Below are 13,997 nucleotides of genomic sequence, written 5' to 3' on the forward strand. Positions count from 1 at the left end.
ACAAAGTGCGACTTAGCAGCGAAAAATGTTTCAATTTCTTGGTGTTTATTGAAAATTATTTATAATTTTCACTCCTGAAAACTATTTTATTAACTCAAACAATTAACAAATGAAGAAAATTTTACTTGTTCTTCTAGCTTTGAGCGTTTTTGCATTTCAAAATGCATTCGCGCAAAGCAGAAAAATCACAGGTACAGTTACCAGTGCAGACGACGGTCAGCCGTTACCTGGGGTATCCGTGCAGCTAACCGGCACCAGCACAGGTACACAAACTAACGCTCAAGGCGCTTACTCAATTACAGTTACCGGCGCCTCAGCTTCCTTAACATTTACGTATATCGGTTACACAGCAAAAACTGTAACTGTTGGTACAGGTACTGTTCAAAATGTAACCCTTGCTGCTAACAGCCGCGCACTTAACGAGGTAGTAGTAAGTAGCTATGGTGTTGCTCAAACCAAGCGTGAGGTAGGTGGTTCAATTTCGAGAATTAACAGCAACGAGTTTGCTAACCAACCTATTGCTTCTATGCAAACCGCGTTACAAGGCCGTGCTTCGGGTGTAACAGTTATAGGTAACAATGGTATACCTGGTGGTGGTATCAACGTGCGTATCCGTGGTGTTGGATCTTTTAACGGTGTAACAGCTCCTTTGTATGTAGTGGATGGTGTGCAGCTTTCAGGTGAAACTTTCTCTGGCTTTACGCAAACTAATACTTTGGCTGGTCTTAACCCAAGCGATATTGAGTCTATCGAAATTTTGAAGGATGCGGCTAGCGCTTCAATTTATGGAGCTCAGGGTGCTAACGGTGTAGTTTTAATCACTACTAAAAAAGGTAAAGCAGGTAAAACCAAGTACAACTTCAACTATTATCAAGGCCGCCAGTCGGCTATTAAAACTTTTGATGTTTTAAACACCCAGGAGTTTTACCAGGTAAGGTATGAGGCTTTAGCCAATGCTAACCCTACATCGTCAGCAACAGCAGTACGCAACGCGGCATTGGGTAACATTAACTTGCCAACTACTGCAACTGATGCCGACATTGCTAATGCAGCAACAACTGATTGGCAGGATTATGCATTTAAAACTGGTGTTGTGCAAAATTTTGAAGGTGCAATTAACGGCGGTAGCGATAAAACAACTTTCTATACTTCCGGTACTTATCAAAACTTTCAAGCTATCATCACAAAGTCCGATTTTAGAAGAGGTACTTTTAAATTAAACTTAGATCATAAAGCGTCTGATAAACTTTCCATCAATGCTAACTTAAATTTAAGTACCATTGGTCAAAAAGGTCCTTTTTCAATATCAGGTAGTACTTTAGGTAACCCTGCATTTGCTGCAAGTACACTTCTTCCTTCAAATCCTGTTTATAATGCTAATGGTACTTACTTTGGTTTACCAGGTTCGGGCCAGGCATTTACAGGTGTACTTAATCAAAACATTGTTGCGATAAACGAATACAATGTTAACGACACTCGCACCAACCAACTGATTGGTTCGTTCACTGCAAATTATGACATTTTACCATCTTTACAGTTCAAGTCATTCTATTCAATGGACTACAGAACCTTAGTAGGTAAAAGTTTCCGTGACCCACGTACCAATGACGCTTTCGCTGTAAAAGGTTCTGTTGAGACTTTCAACGATTACAGAACAAACTTCCAAACTACGCAAACCTTAAATTATAATAAAGCTTTTAATCAAGATAACAAGTTGAACGCTTTAGCAGGTTTTGAGTACAGAAGGCAACTTAACCAGCAGCTGTACCTGTATGGTACTGGTGTGCCTTCGCCTTTGTTCCAAAACGCAGGTGCTACTGCAGTTCCTGTAGATATTGATCAAACCTTTACTGGTTTCAAAACGCTTAGTTATTTTGGTAGGGTACAATATACTTACAAACAACGTTACAGCTTAAGTGGTAACATCCGTTACCAAGGTTCATCACGCTTTGGTACTGATGAGAAATTTGGTTTGTTCGGCGGTGTAACTGGTGCCTGGACAATCAAGGAAGAATCCTTCCTGAAAGATGTATCTTGGATTGATGATTTGAAACTAAGAGGTAGCATAGGTTCTGCTGGTATTGATAACGGTATTGGTAACTTCTCGTCATTAGCGTTATACGGTACTGGTCCGCTTTACAATGGTGCATCAGGTATTGCTTTTAACCAACTGGCTAACCCGGGCTTACAGTGGGAGAGATCAACCCAGTATGAGTTAGGTTTAGATTGGTCTTTATTTAAAAATCGCCTTTCAGGTAACTTTACCTATTACGTTAAAAAGAACTCGAACCTTTTACTTAATCAGCCAGTTTCGAGCATTACCGGTTTTACAAGCATTACCGGTAACGTAGGAACAATTAAGAACTCAGGTCCTGAGGTAGAAATATCATCCGTTAACATACAAGGCCGCGATAGAAGTAGCTTTAGGTGGACAACTGATTTCAATTTTACATATACTAAAAACGAAGTAACCGGCTTATACAACGGCCTGCAAATTTTACCAAGTGACGTAAGCGTGCGTGTAGGTTCGCCATATGGTTCAATTTTTACGTTCCCTTACGCAGGTGTTAGCCCGGCTACAGGTCGTCCAATGTGGTATGACGTTAACGGTAATACCACCTATTCGCCGGTAGCTGCCGACCGCAGATACATTGGTAATACATTGCTGCCTAAATTCAACGGCGGTTTAACCAATACCTTTTCATACCAAGGATTTGACCTGAGTGGTTTAATCACTTATCAATACGGTCAAATAGCTTCTGACTCTCAAGTTAGTTTCTTGTATGAAAACGGTCGTCGTTTAATAAACGTTTTACAAGATGTTTATGACAGAAGATGGACTACGCCAGGTCAGATCACTGACGTTGCACGTCCGTATGATGGTGGTTCAGAAGCGCAAGGTATTGCATCAACCGGCGGTTCACGTACTTATTTCAAAACCGACTTTATCCGCTTAAAGCAAGCTCAGTTTGGTTATAACTTTGGTGCAAAATTGTTATCTAAGTATAAGATTAATACACTAAGGGCTTATATACAGGCTACAAACTTGGTAACAATTACTAAATTCCCAGGCTATGACCCTGAGTTTTATGACCCGGCCAACGGAAATGCTGGTGCGATACCTAACTCAAAAAATATCACTTTTGGTATACAACTTGGATTCTAAAAAACTGAAAATGAAAAAGAGATATATTTATTATATAAAAGTATTTACCCTTGCAACAGTTGTTACACTATCAACTGCTTGTAAGAAAACGCTTGAAATTGCTCCTCAGGATTCAGTTTCGGCAGATGTTGCTTTAACTGATAGAAATGGTGTTGAAGCTGCTATTGTTACCCTTTATGCCACTTTAAAAGGCGAAAACTTTTACGGTAACCGCTTAATAGGTTTGGGAGAGGCTTTGGCCGATAACGGCAGATCTACCAACAAATCAGGCCGTTATGTAAGTGAATCTACCAACGTACGTGGTACGGCTAACGCCTCACCTTATAACCACTACTCACATTGGTCGGGTGCTTATGTTGCTATTAACCGCATCAACTTAACACTGGAGACTATTCCGGGTATTGTCGATCCAACCTTTACTGAGGCACAAAAAAATGCTTATATAGGAGAGTTGAAATTTTTAAGAGCGCTCTATTATTTTGATTTGGTAAGAGCTTATGCTTATATACCAGGTGCCGATGTGCCTATCCAAAACAGAGGTGGTGTTCCATTGATCTTAAAGTCAACTACCACTATTGAAGGCGCTTTAACCTTAAATGAGCCCCGAGCACCTATTACAGCAGTTTACGATCAAATTTACACAGATTTGGATGACGCTGTTGCAAAATTGGGTAACATTACAACCAACCCTTCAAGGGCAACGAAGCAAGGCGCACAAGCTTTATATTCACGGGTTGCGTTGTACCGGAAAGACTGGACTAAAACTGTTTCTTTGTCATCTGACGTAATTACAAGCATAGGTGGTCGTTTATTAAATCCAGGTAATTATGTTGCTGGCTTTACCGCCGCTGTAAATCCTGAGTCGGTATTTGAAGTTGCTTTTGTACAGCCTGGTGAAACTTTAGGTGTAAACGTGTCTTTGCAAACGCTGTTCACTGGCTTAACTGCCCGTGTTACCGGCAAGTCAAGAGATAGCTCTGACAACTACACCGGCCGTCCTGCATCACTACCGAAAAAGCCGTTTGCTGGATTTGGCGACTTAGTTCCAACATCAACTTTACTAAGTGCATTGGGTATGACTGTTACTAACAATGGGTCAAACGCTGTCGTTATAACAGCGAGATCTACCGATGTTCGTAACGAAATGTTCGAGGTTGGGCCATCATCAAGAACTCCCGTGTATGTAGAATGTACTAAGTTTTTAGGCAGAAGTGCTACTGTTAACGTGGATAACGTACCAGTTATTCGTGTGGCTGAAATGTATCTGAACCGCGCAGAAGCTTACCAACGTAGCGGCAATGATGTACTTGCACTTGCTGATGTAAACACAATTCGTGTTGCCCGTGGCTTACCTGCATTGGTTGCTGGTACAGTTACAGGTACAGCTCTGTTTAACGAAATATTGGCGCAACGCCGCTTAGAGTTTGCCTTCGAGGGTCAACGTTTCTTCGACTTGAAACGTAATGGTCTTGATATTGTAAAGCCAGTTAGCAACACTACTTTAGCGTTCGATAACTCTGTATTATTACCTCCTATACCTCAAGCCGACGTAGATGCCAGCCAAGGCAAACTATTGCAAAACCCAGGTTATTAAAATTTAGATAAAAATGAAGAATATCAAAATATATTTAGTAGCACTTGTTGCTATATTATTTTCATCATGCATTAAAGATGAGAAGGTAGTTTTTACCGACTCGGTGGTTGAATGGGATGCATCTGTTTATAACGCTAATGCTGCAGGTCTTAATTATCCGTTCTTAACTCGTGTACCTGGTTACGGCCGTGCAACAGTAACTACAGATCCTACTATTGCCAGAACCTCAGGCAGTATAAAATTGCGTATCAACCTGGTTGGTGCACAAAGATCAACACCTACAACTGTAACTTACAGAGTGGTAGCTTTAGCCCAGCCTCAAAACCCTACAGCTACAACACCTTTGCCAGCAGTTGCCGGTACGCATTTTACCACATCAGGTACTGCTACTATACCGGCTAACTCAAGCTTCGGAGAAGTAGAAGTACAAATCGTTAACCCAGGTGTTACTTCAACAGCACCACGCGATGTGGTTTTGGAAATCATGTCTACAGATGGTGTTAAGCCAAGTGAGAATGACAAGTTTGTAGGAATCAGAATTTCTCAAACTTAATTGTAATTATTATTTAATTATAGTAGTTTTAAGGGAAGCCAATGTGGCTTCCCTTTTTTTATTTTAACTTAAGGTAACATGAAAAGTAGACGTATCTTAACGACTCTTGGCTTCATTACAGTCCAGATCTGCGCTTTAAATTTTTACGCTAATGCACAAAACAATTGGGTAAAGGACATACAAGGAATACCTATTACTGCTACTAAAACGGAAGATGTAAAAGGTAGTCCATTAATGTCGACCGATTGGCAGAAAGCAACTGTTAAACTGAAAAACGGTGTAACCTATAAGGATAATATGTACGTTATGTACAATCTGGAAAAAGATGAACTATATTTTAAAGGTGAAAAGGGAGAAGTCTTAGCGTTTGTTGATCCTGTTTCTGAGTTCATTCTTTTGGATAACAATGGGGACTCGCATTATTTCAAATCCGGTTATTCAAATGTTCCTGGTACTACCACAAATACATTTTTGGAAGTAATTGGAGATGGCTCGGTTAAGCTACTTAAGCACACCAAATCATATATATTGGAGAGTAAAGATTACAGCTCACCCGGAGTAAAAACTTATAACAAAGATGTGAAGTATTATTTGCTTAGTGGTGCCAATGTGCAACCGGTAAAACCCGATAAAAAATCAATCATTACGGCCTTGGGAACAAAGCAAAATGAGGTTGAAAAATATTTAAAAGAGAACAATTTAAATTTTAAGAAAGACACAGATTTGACTAAGCTTATTACCTACTACAATTCAATATGATTACCAGCATATTGTACGCTTTCTTGATCAATTACATTAAGAAAGCTAACTCTATAAGCCGGTACGTTTAGTGAAAGCTTAATGATACTTTCTGAATATTCATCTTCTTCTCCATTAAAAATCAAAGCCCTGACTTTGATTTTTTTTTGCTTTAACAACTCCAACGAGAGTAATGTATGATTGATACTACCGAGGTAATGTTTCACCACCAGCACAACCTCGGCACCAAACTTTTCGATCAGGTCCACAACATAATGCTCATTGTTGAGAGGAACCATTAAGCCACCAGCTCCTTCTATAATTAGCTGATTGGTTGTTTCAGGAAGTTGGAATTTATCTATATCAATTACAACACCATCTATGCTTGCAGATTTATGCGGCGAGTAAGGTTGGGTTAGCTTGTAGGCTTCAGGGTGGAATTTTGAGATTGTATTTGAAACAAAACTTTGCACCTTCATGGTATCACTATTATTCAGATCGCCTGATTGTACTGGTTTCCAGTAATCGGCTTTGAGCTTTTCTACCAATATGGCCGCAACGATGGTTTTACCTACATCGGTTCCGATGCCGGTTATAAATAAAGGTTTTCTTTCCATGATCAGCGTAATGTCTTAACAGATGCAACTAGTTGTTCGATCTCATCAATCTTATTGAATGTATGCAGGCATATTCTCAACCTTTCGGTGCCAGCCGGCACAGTTGGGCTTAGTATAGGCCTAACATCAAGGCCGGCTTTTTGGAGCTTGTCTGCGAAAGCTTTTGTCTTTTCATTGCCTCCAACTTTTACTGTCTGGATGGCGCTGGTATTCGAAACATAACCGGCTTCAACCATCATCTCAGCGTAAGTTGAAATGTTTTGTTTAAGTTGGGTAATGGTTTGTTGCGATCTTTCCAGCAATTTATATCCTGCCTTTACAGAGGCTAACTGATGGAGAGGAGCAGCCGTTGTGTAGATAAAAGACCTGGCAAAGTTAATTAAATAATTGCGCAACGCACTAGTGCCTAGTACTACTGCTCCATGAGTGCCTAAAGCTTTTCCAAATGTGACCACACGCGCAAAGACATCATCTTGCAGATTCATTTGGTTAACAAGTCCCTTATCAAAAACGCCGAGAGCGTGTGCTTCATCTACTATTAATGAGGCGTTGTGTGCCTTACATATTGTTACTATGTCTGCTAAAGGCGCTAAGTCGCCATCCATTGAGTAGACGCTTTCTACCACAACATAACATATTCCTTTTGCACTTTTAAGCTTCCCTGCCAAACTTTCCAGATCGTTATGATTGAAGCTATAGCGATTGGCATGGCTCAGCCTGATACCGTCTATTATAGATGCGTGTGCAAGCTCGTCATGTATTACTGTGTCTCCCCGTTGAGGCAGGCTTGATAATATACCCAAATTGGCATCGTACCCGGAATTGAAAAATAGAGCCGCTTCTGCTTTATGGTAATGTGCTATAGTATTTTCTAAATCTTCTGCATACGCCGTGTTGCCTGCCAATAGGCGTGATCCGGTAGAGCCGTTTAGAAGGGGAAGATGTCTTGAAACCTCATCTTCTATCAATTCGGTTAGCTCTTTGGATCTGGCAAAGCCAAGATAATCATTTGAATAAAAATCAATCGCATTGCTTGGTAAGCGTAGCTGCCGCAAGCTGTCCGCCAAAGCACGGTCTGCCAACTTATTTTGTATGAATTGATACGGCGTCAATGAATTAAATTTTTGCTAAAATAAAAAAAGCGGCTTATTGCCGCTTCTCTATTGTATTATTTTTGTGTTGGAGGAGGGGTGCCGCCGCCGCCTTGGCCGCCGCCCTGACGCTGTCTATTCATTCTTTCTGCAAGCATTTTATCATAGGCTTCTTTTTGCTCTGTAGTCAAAATAGCCTTAATTTTGGTATTGTTGGCTTCCATCATTGGTCCCATTGCAGTACGCATAGATTGAAAGTCGCCATTGCTTGCTGTTCTCAAGCTATCCATAGCTTTACGCTGCGTTTGGTAAATAGCCAACACTTTAGCGGTCTGGTCATCTGTAAGCTTCAATTGTGTTTGTAAACTTTTAGCCTGTTCTTCAGGGCTTCTTCCCATTCTGCCGCCACCACCGCCTTGGGCGAAGCTAACTGCACTGATTCCTAAAACGAAGCAGCATACTAATAAGATCTTTTTCATTTTTTTAAGTTTGTTTAGTTTTTGATAAAGATATTCGCTACAGGTTTAAAATCAAGCTTGTAACTTAATTGTTGCTTTGTAAACGGGAGATCGATTTCTGCATCTCGGCCATCATGCTTGTTAAGTTTTCAATGCTCGGTTCGGGGGTTGGTGTAGGGAGTTGAGTGGATAAATAAGCTTTGGCTTTCCAAATTTCCAGTATATCCTCACCGTTAATTTCATAGGGTTCATAAACCGGATTGTCGGAAAGTAATTTTAGTTTCTTATTATCCCGGTATTTGTTACCAACACGTTTATATACTACACCTTCTGTTTTCGAAAGTATCACATAAGTTTCGCCTGCTTTTACATCGGCCCAGTTTTCTACATACTCGCCTATAATAACAGAGCCCGAAGGCAGGGGCAGCATAGAATCGCCTTTTATCTCAAACGCCCTGAAAGTTCCCTGCTTAAACATGGGTAAGTAGAATTTTGGCAGTGCTGCTACGTACTCGGGATCTGCATAACCATTTAAGTAACCGGCGCTTGCTTTAACCGGCACCATTTCTATATTTTCATTGTCTTCCTTGTCAACCGATATACTTAAAATACGAAGATTGGCCGGATTGCCTTTAGGTTTAGGTGCCCATTTTTCGTTAATGGTTTCGTTTATAAAGTCATCAATACTAACTTCAAAATAAGATGCTATTTTTTTTAGTAAATCATATTTAGGATCTGCACGATCTTCTTCATAAGCACCCACTAATGATCTTTTTATACCTATTTCATCAGCAAACTGCTGTTGTGTAAGGCCTTTCTTCTTTCTGAGAAATTTAATATTTGCTGAAATAATTGACATAAAATTTGGAATTACTAAATTTGTTAGTAAATTTATGCTCATAAAATTAGTAACAATATTTCATTCAGCAAAATTTATTATCAGATGAAGAACTACATTTATATCATCACAGACAGAAATCGTACTAATCTACACGTAGGTCTTTGCTCTGACTTGATGAAGACCTTACAGTTTTATCGTGATATGCCTACTTTGTTTTTTGACAAAGCGCAGCAATTAAACCGTTTGGTATATTTTGAAGAGATAAATAACGAGGAGCAAGCTATGGAACGCTTTAAGTTCATGAGCACTTTCACCCGCGCCCAAAAAGAAAAACTAATAAGATTAGTTAATGCCGATTGGATAGATCTTACCGTTGGTTTGAAATTAGAAAGCAATATGAGAAAGCGCCCTTACTTAAGACCATCTTTAGGTACTGCCAAGCGCCCTATTGCTTTTTAACGAATTTCAGAGCACCAGAGTTCATGCAGTATCTTTTGCCACCGCGGTCTTCCGGACCATCATCAAAAACATGACCCAGGTGTAGGCCTGTGCTTTTTTCAACCACTTCTAACCGGGTCATGCCATAGCTGTTGTCTTCTATAATAGCTACTTTACCCTGACTTACGGGTTTGGTAAAGCTCGGCCATCCGGTGCCGCTTTCGAATTTATCGTCTGATGAAAATAAGACATCGCCGGTTGCAGCACTTACATATACACCCTTTTCATGGTTGTTATAGTAAGCATTATGAAACGGCGCTTCAGTACCTTTTTCAACCATTATATGGTACTGATTTGTATTTAAAAGTTTCTTCCATTCAGCCGGTGCTTTGCTTTTAGCACCTTTAGGTTGATTATTTTGACCCACAGAATTTTCACAACCAAACGTGGCTGCCGTTGCAGTAATTAACAAAGCTATTATCAACTTTCTCATACTACAATAAACGAGATTGCCTTCGCTTTAGTTTTTAGTGTAAGCACTACAGCGCTTTATCCTTCGGAATTAACACTTGGGTGACTAAGTGCATAGTTCCGTTACTTTGTTCTATATTAAAACGACTAACCACACTCTGGCCTCCGGTTTCATCATAGAGTACAATATTTCGGTTGCTGTCTATTTTGGCCGTAATCTTACTTCCCGAAAGTGTAAGAAGTGTTGCTTCCCCTTTTCCGTCTTTTATTTGTTTAGCTAATTCTTTAGCATCATATCTGCCAGAAATGATATGATAACTTAATAGGTTAATGAGTTCGTACTTGTGGTTGGGCTTAACCAGTGTATCTAGCTTTTTACCCATACGTAAACGAAATGCGCTATCGGTAGGGGCAAAAACTGTTAGCGGCCCGCGGCTTTTCAGCGTTCCCATCATGCTTGCCGCCCTTACTGCGGTTAAAAAAAGCGTGTGATTTTTAGATTGGGTTAAATTCTCAACAAAGTCCATAGCCGAATTCATGGGCGTGCCATTTACAATGTTAATTTTACCAGAACGGGTTTGTGACCGAACAGAGTCTTGATAAGACGAGCCACGGGCGGGCGTGTTTTGTGCTTTAACAACTAATGTACAGGCAAGCAAGCAAATTATAGCTAGAACGTTTTTCATATACATCAAATATAACTACTTAACTTAACAGGTGTTTGTATAGAACAAAAAAAGCGGCCGGGGCCGCTTTTTATTTAAAATTATAGTGCTTACCAACCTGGTGTGAAATTCAGGCCGAATACGGGTTTTTTAACATCGGTACGGTTAAACGGAAATGCGTAATAAGGCTCCAATATAAGCGCACCAAATAGATTTACCCTTAACGATACACCAGCACTAAGCGCCGGTACACGTTGGTTGCTGTTGTATACAGCAGTGGTGGTTGTATTACCTTTGCCATCGTTTACTACCTGGTAGCCTAGCAAGTCCGGGCTTTTTTGAAATTTGATTTGGTTACCCTTGTTCCAGGCCAAACCCGCATCAAAAAACAAATTCAATTCGCTAAACAAGAACTTTGATTTAATAGCCGAAAGCTTTTCCGGACCTGTAAAAGGTAGCCGGATTTCGAAATTTGCCACAGCCACACGTGAACCCGACAATTGATCGATAGTAAATCCATTAGTCGACACCTGGTTGCCACTGCCATAAAAAGTTTGACTTTCGTAACCGCGTATTAAAAACGGATAGCCGATGTAGTAGGGGTATAGTCCGGTATCTTCGCCAAAACGACCAAAGGTGTTAAACCTGGCTGCAAGCGTAACCGGTTTTATACGGACATACTTGCGGAGGTCTACAGTGGGCGAAAAGAACCGGTATGAACCAAAATCATACTCAGCTTGTATACGGTAACGAAAACCGCTCAGTGGTGACGCTATACCAAAATAAGAATTATCGCCTATTAATGCAGTACTTACCTGCATAAGGCTAATGGGCCTTAATATGCCTACATTGTTATAAGGGTCGTTGTTGTAGGTATCATTAGAGATACGGTTACGCTGAAAATCTATATAACTACCGGTTGATGCATCATAATATGTACTATAACGGGTAACCATATAAGAGTTGCGCGAAAAGCCACCTCCAAACTCGGCACGGGTTGTTTTAGAGAAGGGGTAAGAAGTAAACAGCGAAACCTGATCTTGAAAAATGCGGATAATATCATAGCGCTCTTCAACAGCAGGTATACTTTTATCACCAATTGAGTAGGTGCTCGGTACTACATTGTAAGTAGCCAGTTGGTATGGAATATGTGATAAACCACCACCAAAGTTCCAGCGACCTTGTTGTTTAATATAAAAAACCTGCGCGCCAAAATCGTAGATCTCACCATTAACTGATGCACCTGCATAGATTTGGTTACGGCCTAAAATGTCGCTAAAAACGCCTTGTATACCGCTTGATAAGCCTGCACCGTAACTGCCGGCACCAATACCAACACCTACGCCAACACCGCTGCTTGCCAGGTAATCTAACTTAAACTGCGGGCGGTAGGCAATGTTTTGAATAGAATCGGCAGGTATGCGCTGGTATGAAAGGAAGTTGTTGAGATTGGAGTTAATCAAATCAACACCTACAGCTTTAGGCGGCGGCAAAAGTGCAGCATCAAAATTGGTTTCTGAGCCTGCTACAGTTTTGGTTTTAAATTCCGAGGCCTTTGCGTTATACAACGCATACTTTTGCGAACGATAGTACGAGTACACCACATCATCATGAGCCGAAACACTTAAGGCAGGAGAAAATTCTGTAATACCTGATATACCTGTAAATAGTTCCGTCATTTGATCAACACTGCCATTGGCTGTGTTATACGCATATAGGTTGCGGAACCCATCACGGTTAGATAAGAAGAAGATTTTGGAACCGTCGGCTGAATATTGCGGGTTCATATTGTTAGCACCGTCGAACACTTTGATATTGGTTACCTTACGGGTAGCCAGGTCAATTTCGGCCAGGTTAAAGCTTATTGTGTGCGCCGTAGTTGCATCATAAGTGGTGCGGTCGCTCGTGAATACAATCTTTCTTCCATCACGCGAAAAGTTTGGCTGATAATCTGAATACTTGTCATCAGTGAGTTGAGTAACTTCTTTGGTGGTGAAGTTATACATATACAAATCGCTATTGCCATTTGATAGCGCCTGAAACGCAACCAGGTTACCATCAGGCGACCATGTTAAGTTGCCAAATTGCTCGGCCTTACCCATAGCAATATTACTTACTACTTTGCCGCTAGGAACTGATACAACGAGCATCCGATTGCGCCCGCCGCTAAATATACTGAATGCAAATTTCTTGCTATCCGGCGACCATGCTCCAGCCGATTCGATAAAATTAAATTCATCAATGTGCGTGTTAGATGTTTTACTCGTGAGCCGTCGCAATATCTTCCCGGTCTTAGCATCCGCCAGGAATAGGTCTATAGAAAACAGGTCTTTCTCAGAAAGGAATGCAAGGTACTTTCCATCCGGACTAACGGCTGGCGCAACATTCATCTCTCCGGCGTTTTTATTGTCAATTAAGCGCTTACCGGTAGGTACCTGTGAGGTATCTTTAAGATAAGGCTTGTACATGTTAACAATAGAGTTTTTCCATAGGTTAGAGAGCGTCTTATCGTCGTACCCAAATGTACGCCTTATGCCATACTCAAGGCCAAAACGTGCCGTATTTTTAAAAAACGGTACAATGATGGTATCGCCGTAGGTTGAACCCAGGTAAGACCAAAACGCCTCGCCATAACGATAAGGGAAATATTTTCCGCTTTCAGTTAAATCCCGAATACTTGGAATGTCTTTGTTCAGGTAAGCATCGCGCATCCACATAGCTGTATATGCGTCCCGTTTTCCGAGCGAAAGGTATTCGGCCATACCTTCAATCATCCATAATGGGAGGTTGTTGATATTGCCTAAGCCTGTAGTGTCATTTCCTAAAAGCAGATGATATTGGAAAGCATGCACCAACTCGTGTCCCAATACGTGCCGGGTTGTTTGGTTAGTTTCCATAATTGGCATTACCACCCGGTTCTTTAAACCTTCTGTAACACCACCTGTGCCTACGCTGATATCGCCATCAATAGCTGTAGTTTGCTGAAAATCGGGGTGATTAGCATATAATATAATGGGGTTGGGCCGCTTAAAAGTATCGCGAAATACCTGCTGATGCAAGGTGTACCACAGCTCGCTCTCCTGCGCAAAGCGCTTCAGCAAGCTGTCGTTCTTCATGTAATAGTAAATCTCAAAGTGAGGAGTTTTGTAAACCTTAAATTTCAGGTTTTTATAGCGCACCTTATTTTGACCAAAATATTGTGCCTGCGCCGTGTTGTTTAAAAAACATGCACTGATGAGAATAACAAGCAGAATAAAGAATCGTTGCGCTTTACTTTTTTTACTAAAGTAAAATTTACTCATATAAGTGTTTATAACTGTTGACGTTAAAAATATTAATTTACGTTTATAAAGCGTAATTACTTC

General features: G+C 40.7%; 12 protein-coding genes. 5 read left to right on the plus strand and 7 right to left on the minus strand.

The annotated features are described in order from the left end of the window. Positions 1–109 precede the first annotated feature (109 nt). From ABDD95_RS10055 to ABDD95_RS10070, 4 genes are all read left to right on the plus strand, one after another. A complete protein-coding gene (locus ABDD95_RS10055; RefSeq protein WP_345951757.1) occupies positions 110–3,166 on the plus strand; it encodes a SusC/RagA family TonB-linked outer membrane protein in 3,057 nt (1,018 codons plus the stop codon). A 10-nt stretch (positions 3,167–3,176) separates the two neighbouring features. Further along, complete coding sequence (locus ABDD95_RS10060) at positions 3,177–4,760, plus strand: RagB/SusD family nutrient uptake outer membrane protein (RefSeq protein WP_345951758.1); 1,584 nt, start codon at positions 3,177–3,179, stop codon at positions 4,758–4,760. 13 nt (positions 4,761–4,773) lie between these two features. After that, on the plus strand, positions 4,774–5,313 hold the full coding sequence (locus tag ABDD95_RS10065; protein WP_345951759.1) for a hypothetical protein: 540 nt from the start codon (positions 4,774–4,776) through the stop codon (positions 5,311–5,313). A 78-nt stretch (positions 5,314–5,391) separates the two neighbouring features. Continuing rightward, complete coding sequence (locus ABDD95_RS10070; protein WP_345951760.1) at positions 5,392–6,072, plus strand: hypothetical protein; 681 nt, start codon at positions 5,392–5,394, stop codon at positions 6,070–6,072. Here ABDD95_RS10070 and bioD read toward each other — a convergent pair. The 4 genes from bioD to ABDD95_RS10090 all read right to left on the minus strand — a co-directional run bounded on the left by bioD (position 6,057) and on the right by ABDD95_RS10090 (position 9,076). Further along, positions 6,057–6,668, minus strand: a complete 612-nt coding sequence (bioD, locus tag ABDD95_RS10075) for a dethiobiotin synthase (protein WP_345951761.1) — start codon at positions 6,666–6,668, stop codon at positions 6,057–6,059. The two genes, ABDD95_RS10070 and bioD, sit on opposite strands and share 16 nt — an antisense overlap. A gap of 2 nt (positions 6,669–6,670) precedes the next feature. After that, positions 6,671–7,780: an 8-amino-7-oxononanoate synthase gene (locus ABDD95_RS10080; RefSeq protein WP_345951762.1), complete on the minus strand. Its 1,110-nt coding sequence runs from the start codon at positions 7,778–7,780 to the stop codon at positions 6,671–6,673. A gap of 56 nt (positions 7,781–7,836) precedes the next feature. Further along, positions 7,837–8,238 (minus strand): hypothetical protein, encoded by a 402-nt coding sequence (locus ABDD95_RS10085; protein ID WP_345951763.1) that lies wholly within the window; start codon positions 8,236–8,238, stop codon positions 7,837–7,839. Positions 8,239–8,302: 64 nt separating this feature from the next. Continuing rightward, positions 8,303–9,076, minus strand: a complete 774-nt coding sequence (locus tag ABDD95_RS10090; protein ID WP_345951764.1) for an XRE family transcriptional regulator — start codon at positions 9,074–9,076, stop codon at positions 8,303–8,305. An 84-nt stretch (positions 9,077–9,160) separates the two neighbouring features. On the opposite strand from ABDD95_RS10090, the gene ABDD95_RS10095 reads away from it, so the two are divergent. Next, complete coding sequence (locus tag ABDD95_RS10095) at positions 9,161–9,517, plus strand: GIY-YIG nuclease family protein (RefSeq protein ID WP_345951765.1); 357 nt, start codon at positions 9,161–9,163, stop codon at positions 9,515–9,517. Here the strand turns inward: ABDD95_RS10095 and msrB are convergent. The 3 genes from msrB to ABDD95_RS10110 all read right to left on the minus strand — a co-directional run bounded on the left by msrB (position 9,504) and on the right by ABDD95_RS10110 (position 13,934). Next, complete coding sequence (gene msrB, locus ABDD95_RS10100) at positions 9,504–9,989, minus strand: peptide-methionine (R)-S-oxide reductase MsrB (RefSeq protein WP_345951766.1); 486 nt, start codon at positions 9,987–9,989, stop codon at positions 9,504–9,506. The genes ABDD95_RS10095 and msrB overlap by 14 nt on opposite strands. 46 nt (positions 9,990–10,035) lie before the next feature. Beyond that, the gene (locus tag ABDD95_RS10105; RefSeq protein WP_345951767.1) at positions 10,036–10,653 is read right to left on the minus strand and encodes a fasciclin domain-containing protein; all 618 of its coding nucleotides are present in this window, start codon (positions 10,651–10,653) and stop codon (positions 10,036–10,038) included. Between the two features lie 89 nt (positions 10,654–10,742). Further along, complete coding sequence (locus tag ABDD95_RS10110) at positions 10,743–13,934, minus strand: basic secretory protein-like protein (RefSeq protein WP_345951768.1); 3,192 nt, start codon at positions 13,932–13,934, stop codon at positions 10,743–10,745. Between the last annotated feature and the right edge of the window lie 63 nt (positions 13,935–13,997).

It is taken from the genome of Mucilaginibacter sp. PAMB04274, from assembly GCF_039634385.2.
Lineage (GTDB): Bacteria > Bacteroidota > Bacteroidia > Sphingobacteriales > Sphingobacteriaceae > Mucilaginibacter.